Source organism: Pseudomonadota bacterium, assembly GCA_022572885.1.
Classification (GTDB): Bacteria; Pseudomonadota; Gammaproteobacteria; order Steroidobacterales; family MnTg04; genus MnTg04.
The window spans coordinates 1-20,306 of sequence record JACZVC010000003.1; the positions used below are offsets into that span (position 1 = coordinate 1).

25 protein-coding genes, 1 tRNA gene and 1 riboswitch are annotated in these 20,306 nt (G+C 56.1%); of the genes, 12 read left to right on the top strand and 14 right to left on the bottom strand.

What is annotated here, in order from left to right; genetic code table 11:
• Positions 1–165 precede the first annotated feature (165 nt).
• The 4 genes from IIA05_01550 to IIA05_01565 all read right to left on the bottom strand — a co-directional run bounded on the left by IIA05_01550 (position 166) and on the right by IIA05_01565 (position 3,168).
• A complete protein-coding gene (locus IIA05_01550; GenBank protein MCH9025782.1) occupies positions 166–543 on the bottom strand; it encodes a hypothetical protein in 378 nt (125 codons plus the stop codon).
• A 275-nt stretch (positions 544–818) separates the two neighbouring features.
• Positions 819–2,057 carry a phage major capsid protein gene (locus IIA05_01555; protein MCH9025783.1) on the bottom strand — a complete coding sequence of 413 codons (1,239 nt, stop codon included), beginning with the start codon at positions 2,055–2,057 and terminating at the stop codon, positions 819–821.
• Positions 2,058–2,068: 11 nt separating this feature from the next.
• On the bottom strand, positions 2,069–2,263 hold the full coding sequence (locus IIA05_01560) for a hypothetical protein (GenBank protein ID MCH9025784.1): 195 nt from the start codon (positions 2,261–2,263) through the stop codon (positions 2,069–2,071).
• 263 nt (positions 2,264–2,526) lie between these two features.
• A complete protein-coding gene (locus IIA05_01565; protein ID MCH9025785.1) occupies positions 2,527–3,168 on the bottom strand; it encodes a hypothetical protein in 642 nt (213 codons plus the stop codon).
• Positions 3,169–3,334: 166 nt separating this feature from the next.
• Between IIA05_01565 and IIA05_01570 the strand changes: the two genes are divergently transcribed.
• Together IIA05_01570 and IIA05_01575 are read left to right on the top strand one after the other, a co-directional pair.
• A complete protein-coding gene (locus IIA05_01570) occupies positions 3,335–3,502 on the top strand; it encodes a hypothetical protein (GenBank protein ID MCH9025786.1) in 168 nt (55 codons plus the stop codon).
• 175 nt (positions 3,503–3,677) lie between these two features.
• Positions 3,678–3,791: riboswitch (cyclic di-GMP riboswitch) on the top strand.
• 179 nt (positions 3,792–3,970) lie between these two features.
• Positions 3,971–4,645 carry a hypothetical protein gene (locus tag IIA05_01575; protein ID MCH9025787.1) on the top strand — a complete coding sequence of 225 codons (675 nt, stop codon included), beginning with the start codon at positions 3,971–3,973 and terminating at the stop codon, positions 4,643–4,645.
• Between the two features lie 270 nt (positions 4,646–4,915).
• Here IIA05_01575 and IIA05_01580 read toward each other — a convergent pair whose 3' ends face one another.
• Genes IIA05_01580 through IIA05_01590 form a run of 3 tightly spaced genes read right to left on the bottom strand, consistent with a single transcriptional unit; the run spans position 4,916 to position 5,913 of the window.
• The gene (locus IIA05_01580; protein ID MCH9025788.1) at positions 4,916–5,422 is read right to left on the bottom strand and encodes a hypothetical protein; all 507 of its coding nucleotides are present in this window, start codon (positions 5,420–5,422) and stop codon (positions 4,916–4,918) included.
• A gap of 27 nt (positions 5,423–5,449) precedes the next feature.
• Positions 5,450–5,701: a hypothetical protein gene (locus IIA05_01585; GenBank protein ID MCH9025789.1), complete on the bottom strand. Its 252-nt coding sequence runs from the start codon at positions 5,699–5,701 to the stop codon at positions 5,450–5,452.
• An 8-nt stretch (positions 5,702–5,709) separates the two neighbouring features.
• Positions 5,710–5,913, bottom strand: a complete 204-nt coding sequence (locus IIA05_01590) for a hypothetical protein (GenBank protein ID MCH9025790.1) — start codon at positions 5,911–5,913, stop codon at positions 5,710–5,712.
• A 764-nt stretch (positions 5,914–6,677) separates the two neighbouring features.
• Between IIA05_01590 and IIA05_01595 the strand changes: the two genes are divergently transcribed.
• Together IIA05_01595 and IIA05_01600 are read left to right on the top strand one after the other, a co-directional pair.
• Positions 6,678–7,298 carry a hypothetical protein gene (locus IIA05_01595; GenBank protein MCH9025791.1) on the top strand — a complete coding sequence of 207 codons (621 nt, stop codon included), beginning with the start codon at positions 6,678–6,680 and terminating at the stop codon, positions 7,296–7,298.
• A gap of 14 nt (positions 7,299–7,312) precedes the next feature.
• Positions 7,313–7,383 (top strand) — tRNA-Gly (locus tag IIA05_01600).
• 49 nt (positions 7,384–7,432) lie between these two features.
• Here the strand turns inward: IIA05_01600 and IIA05_01605 are convergent.
• From IIA05_01605 to IIA05_01630, 6 genes are all read right to left on the bottom strand, one after another.
• Positions 7,433–7,750 (bottom strand): hypothetical protein, encoded by a 318-nt coding sequence (locus IIA05_01605; protein ID MCH9025792.1) that lies wholly within the window; start codon positions 7,748–7,750, stop codon positions 7,433–7,435.
• Between the two features lie 97 nt (positions 7,751–7,847).
• Positions 7,848–8,300: a hypothetical protein gene (locus IIA05_01610; GenBank protein MCH9025793.1), complete on the bottom strand. Its 453-nt coding sequence runs from the start codon at positions 8,298–8,300 to the stop codon at positions 7,848–7,850.
• Positions 8,301–8,650: 350 nt separating this feature from the next.
• Positions 8,651–10,075, bottom strand: a complete 1,425-nt coding sequence (locus IIA05_01615) for a hypothetical protein (GenBank protein ID MCH9025794.1) — start codon at positions 10,073–10,075, stop codon at positions 8,651–8,653.
• Between the two features lie 208 nt (positions 10,076–10,283).
• Positions 10,284–10,676, bottom strand: a complete 393-nt coding sequence (locus IIA05_01620; protein ID MCH9025795.1) for a hypothetical protein — start codon at positions 10,674–10,676, stop codon at positions 10,284–10,286.
• Positions 10,660–11,562 (bottom strand): ATP-binding protein, encoded by a 903-nt coding sequence (locus IIA05_01625; protein MCH9025796.1) that lies wholly within the window; start codon positions 11,560–11,562, stop codon positions 10,660–10,662. Before IIA05_01625 ends, IIA05_01620 begins: the two co-directional genes overlap by 17 nt.
• An 85-nt stretch (positions 11,563–11,647) precedes the next feature.
• Positions 11,648–11,887: an accessory factor UbiK family protein gene (locus IIA05_01630; GenBank protein MCH9025797.1), complete on the bottom strand. Its 240-nt coding sequence runs from the start codon at positions 11,885–11,887 to the stop codon at positions 11,648–11,650.
• A 93-nt stretch (positions 11,888–11,980) separates the two neighbouring features.
• Here IIA05_01630 and IIA05_01635 point away from each other — a divergent pair, with 93 nt between their 5' ends.
• Both IIA05_01635 and IIA05_01640 read left to right on the top strand, forming a co-directional pair.
• On the top strand, positions 11,981–12,319 hold the full coding sequence (locus IIA05_01635) for a P-II family nitrogen regulator (GenBank protein MCH9025798.1): 339 nt from the start codon (positions 11,981–11,983) through the stop codon (positions 12,317–12,319).
• 25 nt (positions 12,320–12,344) lie between these two features.
• Positions 12,345–12,794, top strand: coding sequence for a DUF4124 domain-containing protein (locus IIA05_01640; protein ID MCH9025799.1), 450 nt, complete (start codon positions 12,345–12,347; stop codon positions 12,792–12,794).
• Between the two features lie 43 nt (positions 12,795–12,837).
• Here the strand turns inward: IIA05_01640 and speE are convergent, their stop codons facing one another.
• Entirely contained in the window at positions 12,838–13,695 is an 858-nt protein-coding gene (gene speE, locus IIA05_01645; GenBank protein MCH9025800.1) for a polyamine aminopropyltransferase, read from the bottom strand.
• Between the two features lie 103 nt (positions 13,696–13,798).
• Here speE and speA point away from each other — a divergent pair, with 103 nt between their 5' ends.
• From speA to IIA05_01675, 6 genes are all read left to right on the top strand, one after another.
• A complete protein-coding gene (speA, locus tag IIA05_01650; protein MCH9025801.1) occupies positions 13,799–15,664 on the top strand; it encodes a biosynthetic arginine decarboxylase in 1,866 nt (621 codons plus the stop codon).
• 34 nt (positions 15,665–15,698) lie between these two features.
• On the top strand, positions 15,699–16,580 hold the full coding sequence (locus tag IIA05_01655) for an NAD(P)-dependent oxidoreductase (GenBank protein ID MCH9025802.1): 882 nt from the start codon (positions 15,699–15,701) through the stop codon (positions 16,578–16,580).
• A 6-nt stretch (positions 16,581–16,586) separates the two neighbouring features.
• The gene (locus IIA05_01660; GenBank protein ID MCH9025803.1) at positions 16,587–17,669 is read left to right on the top strand and encodes a sensor histidine kinase; all 1,083 of its coding nucleotides are present in this window, start codon (positions 16,587–16,589) and stop codon (positions 17,667–17,669) included.
• Positions 17,666–18,394, top strand: a complete 729-nt coding sequence (locus tag IIA05_01665; protein MCH9025804.1) for a response regulator transcription factor — start codon at positions 17,666–17,668, stop codon at positions 18,392–18,394. The genes IIA05_01660 and IIA05_01665 overlap by 4 nt, the downstream gene beginning before the upstream one ends.
• 209 nt (positions 18,395–18,603) lie before the next feature.
• Complete coding sequence (hemC, locus tag IIA05_01670; protein MCH9025805.1) at positions 18,604–19,533, top strand: hydroxymethylbilane synthase; 930 nt, start codon at positions 18,604–18,606, stop codon at positions 19,531–19,533.
• A complete protein-coding gene (locus tag IIA05_01675) occupies positions 19,530–20,291 on the top strand; it encodes a uroporphyrinogen-III synthase (GenBank protein MCH9025806.1) in 762 nt (253 codons plus the stop codon). The genes hemC and IIA05_01675 overlap by 4 nt, the downstream gene beginning before the upstream one ends.
• The last annotated feature ends 15 nt before the right edge of the window (positions 20,292–20,306 follow it).

Genomic DNA, 20,306 nt, shown 5'->3' on the forward strand with positions numbered 1-20,306 from the left:
TAAGACGCCCCTCTCCTGGGCGGGGATACCATGTGGTAATCACATCTCCATTTGTGTCCGTGAAAGTAATTTCGACTTTGCTCGAATCGGGATTATCCTCCCCGACTTGAACGACAAAGTAGTCCACCCGGGCTCCTACATGATGCGTTCTTTTCATCATTAAGGTCATTGGTTGACCAAGCGGTACACATCACCGTCTCTCTCGATGCTGAGCGCTCCTGCCTGACCGGCGTACTTGGGGTTTTTCAGATCCGACAGGGCAGTGAGTACCGTCGAGCGTGTCACGCTCAACTGCTCGGCGATCTTGTCGATCTGCCCGACCGTCACGACACCGGCCCTTTCGAACTTGCCCCGAAGCATCGCCTTTGCGCCTTTCGGGTGGCCATTGTCCTTGGCTGACTTGGCTTTGGTCGCCTGGCCATTGGCCTGCTCAGCGAATAGTTTCTCCAGTTCGGCCTTCGGTGCCTTCGTGCGAAACATCACACCGGCCGCCCGTAGGGCTTCGTGCAGTTGTACCTTCGTCATCGCTTTCATTGCTTTCATCATCTTTCTCCTCTGCTTTGTGCTTAGGTGGGTTTCTCAGACCATATGTAGCTGAGTAAGCTTAGGATATGACACTTTCAGATGAAAATAAAGGGGAACGAGAAAGGAGATTCAAAGGAGAAAGTCGGGGCCCGCCCCTCTGACGGGTGAGGACGGGCCCCGAAGTGCAGCCGTGCAAGCGCAGGTTTGTTTTGTACGCATCGGGCATCCACCCACGCTTGCTATGTACGACCGGCCGCTTGGCCGTTGAAGTGCGAATGCCCGTCAGCGTTACTTTATGCGCCCCATTTGACCGCTTCGATGACGGCGGCTGCAACGTCATGTCGCAAGATGAGGTCGTTCCATTGCCGCAGTCTGATGGCGGCCATGTCGCGCTCGAACAGATTCGTGTCGACGCCGTCGATCTTCACGGTCGCCGCGTTGGTGCGATCGACGCTGACTTGCGGAACATCACCAATGACGACCTCGGAGGCATCGACCAAGATGACTTTTGATTCATCGCTACCGCCGCCCAGATCGTTCGGAATGTTGTTGGTTTCAAAAAACCTGCGGCCATTGATGGTCCCGGACTGGCGCATCTCGGTGCCGAAGACGCCCCGGTCTTCGGTGTCGCGCAGATCACGCAAGAACAATCTGGAGCGCGGTGACATGATCCAGACAGGGGACCGCATCGGTACGTCAGCGCTGAGCAACAGCTCTTCGGCTTTACGCAAGTCCGCCTGCACCTCGGTCAGCGTAGCTGATCCGCCTGCCTGTGTAGCATTGAACACGTTGGCATCGATCGCCCAATCGGTGATGCCGCGCGGTTCGCTTTCGGTGCCGGAGCCGAACAAGAAGGCCTTGTCCTCCGCGGTGCCGATTGAAGCGAGCATATCGTCGAGCAGTATGGCGTCCACATCCACGGCGAACTTGCCGAGTTCTGACGTCAGCACAACCAGCGTTGCCAACTTATGCGCAACGAGCGAGATCGCGCCGACTTTCATCTGGCTGGACGGGATACTCTTGCCTTCGCCCACATAGGCACTGGAGACTCCGCTGGTGATCTTCGGTGTTCGTAATGTGCCTCGGGGAATCGGGACGAGGCGGGGGCCGATCTGGCGCACTACCGAGAACGGCGACAGCAATTCTATGACGTCGGCTGCCATTTCATCCAAAATCAACAGCCCGCCGCCCTCGGCAGAACCTGCGGATTGGGCGGCTTTGTAGTGGGACTCAATATCGAGCGTGCGCGCCATCTCCAGTTCTCGGGTTTGGTCACCGCCACCCGTTAGGGCACAAAGGCCGAGCCGGGCGAAGACTCGTGCCGCCTCCGGCATTTCCTGTTGTCGTCCCCGAACACGATCATCATGACGATTCGACAGAATGGTTTGTGTGTACGATCCGGGGCCGGGGCCCTCGTCCCGCATCCGACCGATCTCCGACCGGATGGCGGGTCCGAGCCCAGCCTTCAGGGAACTCTCAATCAAAGGCACGAGCAACCGGCGTAGGTCGGCCTTTTGTTTGGCAGTAAGCATTTTCACTCTCCTTAATGTAAGACTCGTGGCTGTTGCACGGGCCCTGTAGCACTCATGTTTGGTTGTTCATGCAAGGTCTCCTGCACGAGCGCCCGTAGATCCATACCTTCGAGCGCCTCCTGCACGAGAGCCTGCAAGTCAGTGCGTTCCAATTCCTTGCGGATCAGTTGCCGCAGACGACGCCGCACCAATTCATCTTTACGCATGTCAATCCCACCTCCATCGGGGTTAACGACGTATCAACTACTTACATGGGAGGACCGGGGCTTCGACCTGTACGCGAATTCGTCAGCGTCTCCAGGCCGTTCGGTTCTTGGCGGGAACTGCCGGAATCACTGTCGCCGGAATGGGATCATCGGCGAGTGGTGGTGGCGTTGCGTCCGCACAATCTAATCCTATGATGCTACAGGTCGGCAGGGCAAGGGGGTGTCATGCGAAATAACTGACGGTCATAGATGCCTACGTTCGTTCACTTCAGTGGGTCGTTTGTAGGCGTGGGCGGAAATCGGCCTGGTCCGCGACTAGCTAGACCAATGTTTGCCATCTCGGGGTCAGAGACAAACTCAAGACCATGATCAGTCGGGTCAATCCGTAGTCCCGTTTCGTAAGTGTTGCGGACAAAATACGACTGGCCCAATGACGCCGTTTCACTCAGCAGCTCAAGCACTAACCGTTCACTAACCTCTCGTTCACTAGCCTCTCGTTCACCGATATCACTTGCAGATGCCTGGGCCTCGATTTTGACGGCACCCATTGTGCTCCTAAAATCTATCGGGCCAATCACGACCCCCTCGTCAGTCAGCAGCAATAGCGTTATGGTGGCGTTGCGTCCCCGACTATCCTCGACATCGATAACGCCGATATTCTCACTGTCGATACGTAGTGAGACGGTAGTGCGGGCATCGACAAGTCCCTGCCCTTCGGTGATTTTGTCGATCTTACCTATCTCGCCTAGGGCCGTCCACGTCTTCCCGTCGTGTGTGATTTGATGCCCTTCCGGGCCGCTCCATAAATTCACTGTTCCGGACAGGAACTCAAACTCGCCGAGAAAGGCGATAACGATTTTATCCTTTTCCAGTTCGTCAAGAACGGCTTGCAAGAGATTGCGCATCAGACCTCCACAGGTAATCAATTGGCAGGAGAAGCCTATGATGGTTCGAGTCGGTAGGGCAATGGCGAATTTTACGAGACAAACGCTGTCCGCTTTACGCCTAAAAGCTGCCGTTGCGCTAGAATGAGGCTCAGCGGCCGCTTGTGACTGCGATTTCAACCGGTCGATGCAACACTTTATCGAAAACGCGGAAGATGGCGTGTATGCCAATGAATCAAAGGACTCGTCGAGGTTTCATGGCGGCAGAGAAAGCGGAGTTGTGGAACCGCTGGAATCGAGTAGGGGCGCTGAAGTCGATTGGGCGAGGATTTGGCGAACCTTCATCGTCTGTTGATCACCAGTTGGTCGCGCACGGGGGGATCGAAACCCCAGTAGAGAGGATTAACGCATGTGTTGCATCGACCGGTTGAAATCGCAACCCAAAGCGGCCATTCCCGGTCGCTTGAAAAAGTCCAGATCATGATTACCGACTGGACAAACTGTCCATTTATACTATGCTTAGGACGTATCACCGACAAAGCCAAACCCACTGAAAAACGGGGACGGAAAGCCACGGGTCCTCGCTTCCTCCGAGAAGCCAAGGAACGACTCCCCGAAGGACCCAAGATCGCCGGGCTGCCAAAGCAATCGAAGCAACTTGACAGTGGTCGTTATAGCAGGTGAGCCATGCTACCTCAGACTTCACCAGGGCATTTCTGGACCCATTGCCAAAACCGAGCGGTGCTTCTTTAATCCGCCGCACACTCGCCGTAGTAGGTTTGTGTTTGACGTCACTGTCGGCGGAAGCGACGAGGATTACCAAATGAAAAAATCTTTATTAATACAGACTATATCTCTATGTTTTTCGATTCTTTTTCTTTCTTTCACGACGCTATATGCCCAATCCCAAAAAGAGTTTAAAACGTACGAAGGACATAAACAGCAGTTCCTTATAGATATACCAGAGGGGTGGTTCGTGCATGATCAATGGGAGGCTATTACAGGTATGTCAAGTCCAACTGGGATGGTTTTTTTCACGAAAGAGAATATAGCCAAGATCAAGATGAGTGCCGAGACCGAGGAGGAGCTCCTTGCTGGACTTGAAGCCATGGCAAGAATTGATATTGGAGATATGCCATCATTCTTTGTTGATAGACATCCGAAGAATAAAAGAATGAGTTGCGGTCATTTTGAAAAGAAAGAAACAAAATCAGTAACAAAAATGCTTAAGAAAGACAGTATGTTTGACCGCGATCGGAAGGTTATAAGCCCCTTGACAGCAACCCCGATTTCATTTGGAGGATGTAAAGGAATTAGATTAAAGGGAGAGACTGAGAAACAAAATGGCACTAGATGGGTTATGGACGTACACGCAGTTTCAGACGGAGAAATCCTGTACCTATTTTCTTTAAGGAATATTAAGGAGAATTATGAGAAAAATCTAAGCGTCTACGAAAAAGCAATGTCTACAGTAAAATTGACTTCGGGTGAAGGATAGGAAATTCTATCGCGCTGTCGGAGCCGGGCGCGAGTCGAAACGGCCTCGAATCCTTGCGGCGATACCGGACGTCGGGGGAAGGGGCTCTGTATCATACGTAAGAGAAGCTGTTTACGATCTTTAGCGGTTTAACCACTAACAAAGCCCCGCCCTTGTGGCGGGGTTTTCTCAAGGTCCGGTTTTGGCCGTTTGCTGCCGGTCATCTTGGTCAGTTCAATGGCGTTTGAATGTCTGCTAACGGCGAAAGCAGCCTGTCGAGCCGGCCCCGGCCTAATACCATTCCGAATCGTCGGATCGGAACGCATCACGCAGGCTCTCGACCGGCTCCCAGCCTTCGGCAAGTTCGTCATCCCATTGTGGCCCATCGTGGTAGCGAAACTCGGGGTCCATCCCCATCCCTGCCAGGCTATCCAACGGGGCGGGTTCCCCATGGCTAGTATGTCGGGCAGGCCTGGTCCGTCGGGTAGGGCTCGAATCCTGCGGCGGAATCCGGCGGGTCCGTATCAATGGCACGTCGATGCCGAGCGCATCCGCCAGCAGCCGCAATGAATGGCGGACGGTCTCATCTGTCGAGGTCCACTTCGCCCGCAACCAGTCGGAGATGGACATGTCGGGATTCAAACGGGAGGGCGATGACGGGAGGTAGCGGTCACACTTCAGACCCGCGCTGAAGAATTGCTGCCTCCGGAGTTTCTGATACCGCTCCTCGAGTGGGCGGGGTAGCGCCCCGGTCTGCCGCAGTTGGTCCAGCACGTCAAACTCTTCACTGCGCCGCATGATTGTCTCTCCCCGATGTATCTGTATCTACCATGCCATACGGAGGCGGCGATCATCCTCTGGCCAGCGTTCGGCCTCTGCCTGCGCCATGAACCTTTCGGCTTGTTCTTTGATGATGTTGTAGTGTTCCGTATCTTCGGCGTCCAGCACTTCCCCACGCTGTATGCGATCTATCGCATCCATCAACCATTCCAGATGACTGTCGCAAACGAATGGCAACCACGCCGACTTGCCGGGCTTGTTGGACTTGCCCTTGTCCCTGGCTCCGGGCCACTTCATTAGATCGCTCATTGCAACAACCGGCTCAATGCTCGTTCGGTCGCGTTGGCAATTCGCACGACAGTATCGGCGTCTACCACTTTACCGGCAGCCAGCGCATGGGCTAGCGATTCCTGCTCCATGATGAGGAGCGCCGCACCAACTAGTCGGGTTCTCGTGATCGGGTTCTCAGGGTCATCCACTTGCTTGGACAAGTCACGTATCAAGCCCATCAAGCGCTTCGCCGGTGCCGACCGTCCATCAACATGATGTGGCAAGATACGCCGACACAAGGCAGACGTTGACCGGTCAACATCGTTGGAGCCACGGGACGAATCCGAGACTATGTTGTCTGGAGCGGCAAACGAACAAGTCTCATCCCTGGCTCCATTCTGGCCGTTCCCCGTCTTGCTTCTGCGCTGCATCATGACGGAATCCTATGACCCTTCCGGCGGCTTGGGCAAGGGATAAGCGCGTTTCTATGAGTTTTCGCACTCCATGTGCCATGCTGGGGCATGTTGTAAGCCAAGTATTACGCGGTGTCCATGATGACGAGACACACTGACTGAGACGACATTCGCAGAAGGTGTTTGAGTTTTCTAGCGGCAGATTGGTGTGATCCGGCCGGATCCCGGCACACATAGGCAGGTGGATGAGGAAAAAGGACTTGACGGTCCAATCTTTAATGGCCGGCCAAATTCGGCAACAAGATACTTTCACAATATCCCTTCCATCTAGGATGCTCCCGACACAATCTTCATGAAGGATGGACCATACATGGATGGACTACAGATACGATGCTGAGGAAGCTGTCATTGGAGACCAGTATGGACTCCCTACTCGGACTTCTTAGGCAGCCACCAACTCCAATTGCCCTGGAGAGAATCTTTCCCCTTATGCTTCGCGACGATCTCTAGGCGGCGTACTTAGAGTGCTAGAATTACGACGTGCGTAATCAGGGTGACTTAGTTGGCGACAGGATTGAGGATGAAATGTAATGTGTGCGATTGACTGGGGCTTTGTTGCTGCGTGGGTCGGTGCACTTGCCACAGCAGGACTATTGATTGCTGCGATCTACGGTTTGGGCGTCTGGAAATCGCAATTCATTAAAACACGAGATCATGATCTAGCGCTCCGAATTCTGCATGCAATCAGCAATAGTCACATCGTATTTGATGAACTTCGGACACCCTACGCATTGTTTTCGGACAGTGATGTACAAGTCGAGCCACCGGAAGGAGATGGGCCGGACCCACTTTATGAGTACCGAAAGATGTTTGCACGGTACAAGGCGAGGAGCATGCACGTTTTCGCTGTCAGGAAGGAACGGACTGCACTGATACTTGAAGCCTTGGAGCTTTGGGAGGACGGAGATTATGTAGTTCGTCTAGGTGAACTAATCAATCTGCTCGCTCCTATGGAAGACTCTGTACTCGCGGAGGCAGAAAACTATGTCGATAGCCTACGGCCTGATTTGGAAGACGTTGCAGTAGAATTTGATCGGAATATTCTCTACTCGCCGCTTGATGCAGAAACACCGGACCCGACAAATGATGCGTATCAAACTGCTAAGACCAATATCTTGAATCATCTACGTCCGAAAATACGAATGGAGTAAGTGTTTACTGAAATGCGGGCGTCGTATAATGGCATTACCTTAGCTTCCCATGCTAATGACGACGGTTCGATTCCGTTCGCCCGCTCAATAAAAAGGGCACTGTTAAAGTGCCCTAAAACGATCACGTGATGTAATTATTTGCCACTAGCCCACCTCCAGATCGCACGAACCACCCATTGCAGAATAAACAAAGAGCCTATAACCGCCGCCGACAACAACATGCTGCCGACAAAATACGCCACCCAAAAAGTCCACGACTCATAAATGTATCTTACTTGCGATAGCTGGTGAGCGCTTTGAAGAACGAACCATACCACCGTTAAGATTACCCAAGCCTTCATCCAGTTCCTCAGCGGTTTGATATGGTCAACCTCATATCCCGCTGGAGCGCGCTGGCGGTCCTGCTTTGCCAGGAATTTCTTTCTAACTTCTGGATCGCGCTTCTTCGTCATATTTGATTCCTCTTATGTGGCTACTGCCCATCATTGGGGGTATCGCGCCCATCCTGCCCCGGGTATTGCACGACTTTTTCAGCCAACGCAGGCAAGTTCAGCGCTTTCGCTTCTTTCGCTTCCTGAACAAGTCATCGGACCTTACCGCCACTGCCCGTTCCAGGTTCCAGCGTCTAGTCTCTCGCTCTTGTTCGACCCTTTTTTCCAGCCCGTCGTCGGATGGCCAAATCACCTTCATCTCGACTGTGTGCCCCTTAGTCAGTTCGTCCCAGATGAAATCCATGAGTTTGTTGTGGTTCTCCATGTCGTCCAAGTCCTCCATGAACATCACACTTACGTTTACATCATCAAAATTGGCCACAAGCGGGGAACCTTCCTTGACCTTCACTTCAATGGTTGCGTGAACGTCCGATGATACGGCTGCAGTTTTGTCTCTTGTACGCAACAGATGACCTTTAGGAAGCCGACGAACCTCATCTTCAGGAAGCGGATCAGCGAACCACATATCTGTAGTCACCCAGATCGGATACTTCTTCGTTCTCGTGACCATCTGTCTACCTCCCTCACCACCAGCCAATCACAGCAACCGGGCCATGGCCTTCCAATCATGACCATGAACGGGACCGACTACCATGCCCTCCATGGCCTATCTATCCTCTATCCTTTGCTCGGGAACCGAGTCACCTAACCGGCCCCATCCACCTACCCCCTTACCGTCTCCCGCCGTATTACTAATGGCATTTGGTCAATTCCTTTCAATAACATGAGGTTCTCGTCGATTTCCGGATTCTCTCCGTACGTCAAAATCCCATTAGTTATTTATTATCTTTAGGTAGTTCGTCACAGCCTAAACAAGTCCGAGATGCAGTTCCGCCGACACCCTCCTAAGACCATAAATAACTAATGGAGTTTGCTACGATTCGCCGGGTTGTATGACCACGGTCCCTTAATCGGGCAGGTGAAGCCGTCATTGTGTTTTTGATACGTCTCGTCCATGACCTGCCAGAGTTCCTCAGCATGACTATCCTGTACGATGAAGCTGTCATGAACCGGAATGATCGGGACACCCCGTTTCGTGAAATGCCAAACGACATCGAGTGCGATACGGGCATCCTTGTTCATCAACTTCATTCCGATGTCGGAGCCAAAGTAGTGTGCGATCGGAGAGTGCGCTTTTGCAAACGCCTCGATAAGCACTCGGGCCTTGCTGATGCCGAGACGGCGGAGATATCGGCTCTCGGCATAGTGTTTGTACAGCCACTCGTTGACACTGCTCTGGGCCGTGTTAACTGAGGGCGAGTCGAGCAGAGCAAGCAGCGCTGTCTTGAACAACGGCCGGGAGCGTCTGCGGGCTTCTTCGCTCCATCCGAAACCTCCGGGAATCCTGTCGATGGCATCGCTGTATGGATCACCTTCGTACTGCTTACCCTCGGCGGCATATAGCATTCGTGGATGGAGCCCCGAGTAATCCAACTCCACAACAGGTTGCCCGTCAATCGTGATGGTATGACGGTCTGTCTTCGATAACCCTTGCGCGTGTCGGTAGCCACAACTGTGCAGACGGCCGTAGTGGTCAAAGTCGCCGATGAAGATGGCCTTCATGGCCGTATGCAGCTCGTAACACACGCCATTGTCATAGTAGGCGATGCGTGCATCCCCGTTGATCGCATTGGCACGGGCTAGCTTCTTGCGCCACCCTCGCGTCAACGGAGTTTCCTCATATAGGAGAAGTTTGAGTCCGCCCCGACGTTGTGCTCGCCGCTTTGCGTCCCCAGTTAGATCGCGATTTCGCGCGGCTCGCAATTCAACCAGCTTGGCTGGAGGCCTCACTACAACCTCACGGCACAATTCCGGATGATCCGCTAGCAGAGCGGGCGCCGCCCAAATTCGTGTCTTCCTTCCCTTGTGCTCGAAATGCGATCCTTTTTTCATGTTGATTAATCCTTCGTCATGCAGGTACTTCGTCAATCTGAGGACACGACTTGTCGGGTACTCGTATTCGGCCGGTTGATGCCAGTCGTTGTCGTTCAGCGAAATCACGACCGGCCGTGGCCGTTCGGATCGTTCGGCAGCAATCAGGTTGGCAAGCAGGATGGAGAGGTCGCGTATCCACAAGTCGCGCCGGTAGATTCTTTGACCATGCAGAAGCCGGTTCAGCACTCCCTCTACTGTGACGGGCTCCGGCAGGCTGATCGTCGGGTTGAACCAGAGAGGATTGCGGTTCAGCCATCTTCCATTTTTCTCGCGTGGAATCCGATCTCGCTTCGCATTGGCCTTGACACCTTCGGTAAGCCTTCTTTTCCTTTCACCTGTATAATAAGCCATCGGTCTCTTGCTCCGTACTTGATTCCGGTACGGCGTCCCGCTCAGTGACGGGCGGGGTGCCACTTTCAACCTTTCTGCATCCACTCAGTCCTATTTTACATTACGCGTCGATTTTCCTGCTTTACTACCGATTGTCGGGCCCTGGGCGACACCCATATCACGCCGGGATCGCGATCATCGGACCTCCGGCCGATCCTGCACGCCTATCCTATTGAACGGATGGTGAGCTCGGCGCATTCTGTGCCGGCACGATGCCAAGCTCCCGAAGCAGCTCTCGCATCGCGGTTTCGGGCGATTCTCCCGTCGCGCGCCTGAACGCAAACACCAGTGGCGGGCCTAACAGCTTGACGAGTTGGCGCTCTTGCGCATGAGCGGCACCGTCTTGCGCTTCCACGAGCAGGCAGAGAAGTATCTCCAAATAGGAAAGCCCGTAGTTCTTGGCGAGTGTTTCGAGCGTGGGTCGGATCAGCTGGCGCGGCCCGTCCAGCGCGGCAAGGAACTTTGCAACTGCCGATGCCTCGGCCTTGTCTGAGCCGCGCGGAAACTTGGTCCGTATCATCGTAGCTCCGTTGTCGGGTGCGGTTTCATTCTTGCGTCGCATGTAGTCCTCCTTGCCTGAGGTAGGTGATCACGGCCGAGACGCGTGACTGAGCGTCGTCCGCGTCCTCTGGCTCTGGCGGCGCAACCAGCATCTTGTTCACCTGCTCCTTCTGTGATCGCGGTGCATGACACAACAGTTCAACCAAGGCCACCTGTTGTGAGTCATCGACCAATACCAGCCAATTCGGCTGTGATTTGCCCATCATTGCGTTCCTATACAATCGTTTAACGATGCTAGACGCATATAGATTGAGGAGGCTGTGTCCACCGGCGGCCGCGATTTCCAGCGCTCGCCGCGCCAGCGATTGTCCGCGTACATCGAGCAGATCCGGCACCGGTATCGCAGACGACAGGTTTTCGGCCGGCGGGCAACGCGGCAGCGCTTGACCTCTGAAATGCTCGCAGACAGCCAGCAGGTGCGATGCGGTTCGCGCCGCCAAGCCGCTAACCAGTCCGGCCACCGCCTGGTTGCCGGTGGGAATAATCAATTCGCGGTCGCCACCGCGGGCCGCCAGCAAGGATGGCAACAGACCGCGAACCGGGTTGATCGAACCATCCAGCGATAACTCCCCATACAGCTCATAGTTGGGCAGATCGCTGGCCGGTAACTGCTTGGTCGCCGCAAGGATGGCTATCGCGATCGGGAGATCGAAGCGGCCACCTTGTTTGGGCAAGTCGGCCGGCGCCAGGTTGACCGTAATCCTGCTTACCGGCACCTCGAAACCGGCGCTTTTCAACGCCGACCGCACCCGGTCCTTGCTCTCCCTGACTGCCGTCTCCGGCAGACCGACGATATTGAGCGTCGGCAAACCACCGGACAGGAATACTTCCACTTTGACCGGTGGTGAATTCAGCCCTTCCAGGCCACGACAATAAATGACAGCCAGATCCACCCGTCAGAGTCTAGGCAAACCCCGGATCGAATTAGCGGTCAATAACGGGTGGAATTGTTCAGTTAACACTGCAATTTCTTTAGGATGCTTTCTCCAGTGTCGCCAGCCTTTCCTCCAGCGCTTTCAATTTTTCACGGGTGCGCGCCAGAACGCCCTGTTGCACCTCGAATTCCTCGCGAGTCACCAGGTCCAGGCGTTCGAGCCCGCCGCGTAGTACGCCGCGAAAATTTTGTTCCATATCGCTTTGCAGGTGCCGCAGGCTTGCTGGCACCGCCTCGGACATTCGCCGCGCGAGGTCGTCTATGATTTTGGGATCCATGGTTTTACCCCGGTTTGTAGTAGCTCCCGGCGCCATTTTCCAGCGCCGAGGTGAGTGTTAGACTGCTCCGGGTATTGAGGCGGAGCAGTCTGAATGAAAATGGTAACAGCCATTATCAAGCCATTTAAGCTCGATGATGTGCGCGAAGCGCTGGCGGAGGTTGGAGTTCAGGGTATTACTGTGACGGAGGTCAAGGGTTTCGGCCGCCAGAAAGGCCATACTGAGCTTTACCGTGGCGCCGAGTATGTCGTTGATTTTCTACCGAAAATGAAGATCGAACTGGCGGTATCGGCGGATTTGCTGGAACAGGTCGTTGAGGCCATCACCAGTGTCGCACGGACAGGAAAAATCGGTGACGGAAAAATATTTGTCACCGATTTGGAGCAGGCGATACGCATCAGGACCGGTGAAACAGGCGAGGAAGCGCTGTAACCGGCTCCGGGAGGCGACAGGAACGATGAAAAAACTGGCTATAATTCTGCTTGGATTGAGCGTTTCGATCGGCGCCAGTGCTGCGATCTGGATGTGGACCGACGCTGACGGCGTAATTCACTACAGCGATTACCCGGCAGTTGAAGACGCGGTGCTGTTAGACATCGAATCCAAACCCACCGACCGGGCTGCCATTGCCGAGCAACGCAGGGAAACCATTGCCCTGGAGCGTGAACGGCAAAAAGGCGAGCGTCTGCGTCGGAAGGCGGATACCGAGGAAAGCGCGCTGCAAAAGGAAGATCGTCAAACGGCCAAGGCAAATTGCGAAAAGGCACGGGAAATTTATGACACCTACTACAATGCGCCACGGCTGTACAAGCCGACCGCTGACGGTGGCCGTGAATACCTTTCTGCCGATGAAATGGATGCCCTGCGCGCCAAAGCCAAGGCCAACATTAACGAGTGGTGCGGCTAGAATTTCTGATCGCACGATCGGCCGAAGGTACTTGTTGATCGATTTAATCTTCGGCCAAAGCCTTCTCGACGAAAGGCGGCATCGCCATGCTGGCCCGGTGCATGTCCGCTGAGTAATAACGTCCCTCGAAAGACAGTTCACGAGCATCCTGCTCGCGGAAATCCAGCAGATCCACACCAATGCCCGCCAAGGTCGCCGACCACCAGCCGGAAGGATAAGTTGGCTGGCAAAACTGATAGGTGCGCAACTGCTCGAAACCTGCCGATTTCATCTCGGCGCGCATCGCCCTGAGAATATCCAGGTGCAACAACGGAGACTCGCTTTGCTGTACCAGCACGCCGGTCTCTCCCAGCGCGCGCAAACAGTCCGCATAGAACGCGCGCTGAAAAAGTCCCACAGCCGGTCCCACCGGATCGGTGCTGTCAACGATGATGACATCCAGCGAACCCGGTTCCTGTCGTTTCATCCACTCGATCGCATCGCCGAACAAAAATTCCGCGCGCGGGTCGTCGTTCGCTTCGGTCAGTTCGGGAAAATATTTTTCCGCGGCACGGGTCACCGCTTCATCGATTTCTATCTGCACCGCTTGCTCGATCGCCGGGTGCCGCAGGACCTCTCGCAACGTGCCGCAATCGCCGCCACCGACTATCGCCACGCGCCGGGGATCCGGATGGGTCATGAGCGGTGGGTGGCTCATCATTTCGTGATAGACGAAATTATCCCGGGAGGTCAGCATGACCAGGCCATCGAGCGTCATCAGGTTTCCCCAGTCCTCGGTCTCAAAAACCGCCAGCTTCTGGTACGGCGTTTGCTCCTCGTGCAGCTTCCTCCGAATTTTCAGAGCCTGTGCAAAACCCGCTTCAGGGGCGATCTCGACGAACCAGTTTTTGTCCAGGGCCATGTCCTCACTCCAAGCCAGCGCAAAACAAGCCGTTGATTATAGGAGAGTGCCGGACTTAGGGTTATTCTACGGTGCCGGCAGCCAGCAAAAGGACACACCATCGGTGGATGCCAATCAACGCTACCGCGTGCCAAACTGGGGCGAAGGCTATTTTAGGGTCGGCAGCAACGGCGACTTTGTCGTTCAGCCCGAAGCCGACGAGCAGGCGCCGGGGATCGTCCTTGCGGACGTAATTCGGGCAGCCGGCAAGCGAAATCTGAACTTGCCGTTGCTGGTGCGCTTTAACGATATCCTTAGACATCGGGTAGCATCGCTGGACCAGGCATTCAGCGATGCAATTTCAGCCTGCGAGTATTCCGCCGCCTACCATCCGATCTATCCGATCAAGGTTAACCAGCAACGCAGCGTGGTTGAGACGATCGCGGCCTGTGCAGGCGCCGGTTTTGAATGCGGTAGCAAGCCGGAATTGATGGTGGTGCTGGCAGCCTCGCAGGCTGGCGGAATCATCGTCTGCAATGGTTACAAGGACCGCGACTATATCCGGCTTGGGCTGATCGCGATGCGTATGGGATATCGCTGTTACCTGGTCCTGGAAAAACTGTCGGAACTGGACTTGCTGATCGACGAGAGCCGGCAACTGGGCGTCCGGCCCCTGCTCGGCCTGCGCGCTCGCCTGTCCCGCATCAGCAAAGGGCACTGGCAAAATTCCGGCGGCGAAAAATCCAAGTTCGGTTTCTCCGCCACGCAGATGATCGAGGCGATGGATCGGGTGCGCGGGGCCGGCCTGGAGGATTCGCTGCAACTCCTGCATGTGCACCTCGGGTCGCAGATATCGAGCCTCGAAGATATTGCACAAGGCGTTGAGGAAGCGGCCAGTTTTTATGCGGAATTACGCGCGCAGGGCTTTCCGGTGGCGACGCTGGATCTTGGCGGCGGCCTGGGGGTCAATTACGATGGCATGGGGAAAACGGATATTTTCTCCATGAATTACAGCCTGCGGGAGTACGCGCAGATCCTGGTCGCGACCGTGGCAAAAAGCTGTGCGGCGGCGCGACAACCCTGTCCTGAGCTGTTTACTGAATCCGGCCGCGCGCTAACAGCGCACCATGCCATGATGATCACGCAGGTCGTCGACCAGGAGGCCCTGCCGGCGGCCGGGTCAGCAGCACAACCAGGTTCTCTGGCTCCGGCCGTGCTGCAGCTTTTTCAACTGGCAGACACCGAGGTCAACGACAGCAACTGCAACCGTGTATACGACGATGCAAAATCAGCCATGGCCGGCGCCGTGGACGCTTTCAGTACCGGTCATATCGATCTGGGCCAACGCTCTCAGGCCGAGCAATTGGAACGACGAATCTGCTTGCGCTTGCGCGACCACCTGGAAGCGTCACCGGATCTGCAGCCAGGCCTGCTGGCCGAGCTTCGCGGAAGACTGGCCCGCCGGTTTTTTCTGAATCTTTCGGTATTCCAGTCGCTGCCCGACATCTGGGCCCTGAACCAGGTTTTTCCGATCATGCCGTTGCAGCGACTGACCGAGGAACCGAACCAGCGTGCCGTTTTGTGCGACCTGACCTGCGATTCCGATGGCAGGATAGACAGTTATATCAACCGAAACGGTCTTGGCAATACGCTCGCGGTACACGACCTGGCTGAAAACGAGGACTACCTGCTGGGCATATTCCTGGTCGGCGCGTACCAGGAAATCCTCGGCGACATGCACAATCTTTTTGGCGACACCGATTCCGTGGATGTAGAAACAGACCCTGATGGCAGCTTCAGGCTGGTTCATGCCGAACCGGCCGATACCGCGGGAGAAGTATTGCGTTACGTACACTTCGAAGCGGACGGACTATTGGCCGTGTTGCGGGGTAAACTGCAGGACAGCGATTTGGCGGACGAGGAAAGAACGCGGTACCTGGGACAATTTGAGGAGGTGCTGAAATCCAGCACTTATCTTGGCCACCGGTAACGCACAGGTCTGCGGATAACGGAAACCACTGCTTATGAAAACAGGATTTATCGGTCTGGGCGCCATGGGGCTGCCGATGGCCACAATCCTCCAACGGCACGGACTGCTGCACGGTGTGTGGAACCGGGGCGCCGAAAAAGCGGCTGCATTTGCGCGTGAACACGGCTGTTTGCATGCGCAGACGCCGGCAGCCCTGGCCGCGGAATGCGACGCCATCGTGCTTTGTGTATCGGCCGATGCGGATGTAATGGCGCTTTGCCGGCAGCTAGCCGGCTCACTGCGCACCGGGGCCTTGGTAATCGATTGCTCTACCGTCGCGGCTGCGACCGCCCGGGAAGCGGCGGCCCTGCTGAAAAAACACGCCACCGGTTTCCTGGATTGCCCGGTCAGCGGCGGCACCGAGGGTGCGGTCAACGGCACGCTGGCGATCATGGTCGGCGGAGAAGTATCCGATTACCAGCAGGCCTTACCGGTACTGGAAGCCATGGGCGGCAAGATCGTTCATATGGGCCCGAGCGGCGCCGGCCAGGCGAGCAAGGCGACCAACCAGATCATGGTCGCCGGGATCAACCAGGCGGTAACCGAAGCCATGGCATTCGCAAAATCACAGGGCCTGCCGCTGGAGGACTTGATCGATCTGTTGGGGGCGGGGGCCGCTGGCTGCTGGTTCCTCAGTCACCGCGGACCGAACATTGTGAAAGGCGAGTATCCTTTGGGATTCAAGGTTGAACTGCACCGGAAAGACCTGGCCATATGCCGCGAGATGGCGGCAAGCAGCGGAACCAAATTGCCGCTCGTGGAAATGACCCTGCACCATTATCAGCGCTTGATAGAAGATGGTTATCGCGATGAGGACATTTCATCGTTGTTCCGCATCAAAGAAAAAATGTTCGCCGGAGACGGGGGAAAAGGATGACAGCCAATGAATGAGCCAGGCGATCAGCCCCGGGACAAGACGGCAAACGACTGCTACCTGCCCGATCTGTGTACCCAGCACAACGTGTTACTGGTCGTCCTGATGGCCCAAACGGTCGCGATGGTATACACGCTGGCCCGTTATGGCGGCAGCGGCGGTTTCTGGCTGGAACTGGCCAATACTTCACTCTTTCTGATGTGGGCTGCGCTGACCGGTGCCGCGAGCCTGTGTTTTGTCCGGCCGTTTCTCGCCCGGGCGAGTCTGGTTACCGTCACCTTGGTGTCTTTCGTGATTATCATGGCGATCATGCTGGTGATCACGGAAATGGCCTGGGCCGTTGGCCGCTACGCAGCGGACCTCGACCTGGTGGGCAAAGTGCTTCCCAATGAACATGGTGAGCTGCTGGTGCGAAATCTCGGTATCGGGGCCATCGTTGCCGTCCTCATCCTGCGTTATTTTTATGTGAATTTTCAGTGGCAGCGCAATGTGGAAATGGAAGCCAGGGCGCGTGTCCACGCTCTGCAGGCACGCATCCGGCCGCATTTTCTCTTTAACAGCATGAATACGATCGCATCGCTGACCCGCAGCGACCCGGAACGGGCAGAGGAAGCCATCGAGGATTTGTCGGACCTGTTCCGCATCAGCTTGGGCGACCCGCGTCAGCGAATACCGCTCAAGGAAGAGTTCGAAGTCTCGAGAATCTATCAGCGTATCGAACAACTGCGGCTCGGGGAAAGACTGCGGGTCCGTTGGCTGGTCAACGACCTGCCGATGCGTGCGCTGGTCCCGGGTCTGCTGATCCAGCCATTACTGGAAAATGCGATTTACCATGGCATAGAGCCGTTACCCGAAGGCGGTGAAGTACTGATCGAAGGGTTCCGCCACAAGAATCGAATGGAGATCAGGATCAGCAATCCGCTGAGTGAGGATAACCCCCAACATAGCTATTCCGGAAACCAGCTGGCGCTGGCCAACGTCAAACAACGCCTCGAACTGGCGTACCCGGGAAAGGCCAGGGTCGATGTCGAACAAACGCCGGGCAAATACCGGATCTCGCTCTTTCTGCCAATAGTGGAAAACGAGGAATGAAAATCCTCGTTGTCGATGATGAGGCCCCGGCACGGGAACGTCTGAAACGCCTGATCGAAGAACAAGACGCATGGCAGGTCGTCGCCGAGGCGTCGAACGGCCGCGAAGCGCTTGAGCGGGCGTATGCAACGCAGCCGGACCTGGTATTGCTGGATATTCGGATGCCGGGAATGGACGGCATCGAAACCGCCCGCCACCTGGCGCAGATGGATGAACCGCCGGCGGTCATTTTCACTACAGCGTTTAACGAATACGCAGTCGAAGCATTTGATGCCAACGCAGTCGGTTATGTACTGAAACCGGTCAGGCGCGAACGCCTGGCCGACGCTTTGCAAAGGGCCGGCCGGCTGACCCGGCCACAGCTGGCGAAACTTGCGTCGCGCGACCAGCAGGCGCGCAAGCACATCAGCGCGCGCGTTCGCGGAGAATTGCGCCTGGTCGCGGTCCGGGATGTGCTTTATTTTCATGCCGACCAGAAATACGTAACGGTCCGTCACCATGATGGCGAATTGCTCATTGACGAGCCGATCAAGGAACTGGCGGACGAATTTACAGATGCCTTCGTGCGAGTTCACCGCAGCATGCTGGTATCGGTGGCCCATATCGAGGCGTTGGCGAAAAACGCAAAAGGACATTACGAGATCAGGCTCAAGGGCCTGGAAGAATGCTTCCCGGTCAGCCGCCGGCTCGCGCCCGCTGTCGTAAAAAAACTGAGAAAAGCCTAGCAGGCCGTTGAAAAACCCTCATGCGGCACAATCCGGCGTTAAAAATCGGCCCACAGTGCTCATGTACTGGCGTGTACACTGCGCTTGCTCGCCACAATTGCCTTGTCTTGCACTCGCCTGAGGCTTTTTCAACGGCCCGCTAGGGTCTGGCTTATTCATGGATAACCCGGGCCAGGAGTCCGCGCGGTAGATATTATGCAGACCAGATCATGAGAACCGTACGCATAGCGACCCGCAAAAGCCGGCTGGCGATATGGCAAGCGGACTATGTGGCCGCTGCCATCGTCCAGCATTGCCCGACATTGATTGCCGAGTTACTGCCGATGAGTACCCAGGGGGATGAAATCCTCGACCGCTCGCTGGCGAAAATCGGCGGCAAGGGGCTGTTTGTCAAGGAGCTGGAGCGGGCGTTGTTGTCGAACGAAGCGGATCTCGCTGTGCATTCGATGAAAGATGTTCCCGCCGAAATGCCGGACGGCCTTGGCATCGTCGCCATCATGCAGCGTGAAGACCCGCGGGACGCCCTGGTCAGCGACCGGGCTGACCGGATAAGCCAACTGACTGAGGGCGCGGCCGTTGGCACTTCAAGCCTGAGACGCCAGTGCCAGCTTCTGCATCTGCGCCCGGACCTCGATATCCAGCCCCTGCGCGGCAATGTCGAAACCCGGCTAAAGCGTATCGACGAAGGACAATTTCAGGCAATCATACTGGCGGTCGCCGGCCTGAAACGGCTTGACCTGGAACACCGGATTACCGCCAGGATCGAGCCGAGCGAGATGCTGCCGGCCATCGGCCAGGGCGCCATCGGGATTCAGTGCCGGCTGGATGACCAAGAACTCATCGAGAATCTTGCTGCGCTCAATCACGCGGACACCAAGACCCGGGTCGATGCTGAACGCGGCTTTAGCCGGCGGCTCGGCGGCAGTTGCCAATCGCCGATTGCTGGTTACGCGGTTCTCGATGGAGATAAGCTTGTTATGACCGGCCGGGTGGGCATGCCCGATGGCAGCCTGATCATCGAAGGCAGCAGGACGGGCGCTCGCAAGGATGCAGAACGCATCGGTGCCGGTCTGGCGGAAGAGCTGCTGGAAAAAGGGGCGGCGGATATCCTCAGGCAACTCAAGGGAACGATGTTGTGAGCAGCCTCAACGGCGCAGGCGTGCTGATCACCAGGCCTGGACACCAGTCAGCCGAGCTCGCCAGGCTGGTCGAAAAAGCCGGTGGCGTTCCGGTGCTTTTCCCAGCGATAGAAATCGAGCCTGCCGCCAGCGCGAGCGTATTGCTCTCGAGATTCCATGCGCTCTCCAGACCCGACCTGGCGATCGTTATTTCAAGCAACGCGGCGAATTACGGCGAACCCGTGCTGGCGACGATTATCGATCAGGACATCAGACTGGCAGCCATTGGGCCAGCCACAGCGAGAACCATGAAACACCTGGGTTGCCGGCCCGGCATCGCGCCGGCGAGCGGTTTCAACAGCGAGGCCCTGCTTGCCGAAGACGAGTTCCGCGATATGGCGGGGCAGCGCGTACTCATCCTGCGCGCGCATGGCGGTCGGGAGCTACTCGGCGATACCTTGCGGCAAAGGGGCGCGATCGTGGACTACCTGGAAGTCTATCGGCGCGTCCTGCCTCAGCCGAGCACGGGCGAAGTCGAAAAAATCGAATCGCTGTGGGCCCAGGGCGGCATTCGCTTTGTCGCGGCAAACAGCGTCGAGACCCTGGACAATCTGGTCAGATTGCTGACCCAGGATGGCCAGCGGCTCCTGAGGGCCAGCCGGATCGTAACCATAAGCGAACGGGTGGTCCGCAAGGCCGAACAAATCGGGATAGCAGCGCCGGCGCTGCTCGCCGGATTGCCAAAAGACCAGGCCATGCTAGACATCATGCTTGCATGAGCCAGCATGCAGCCA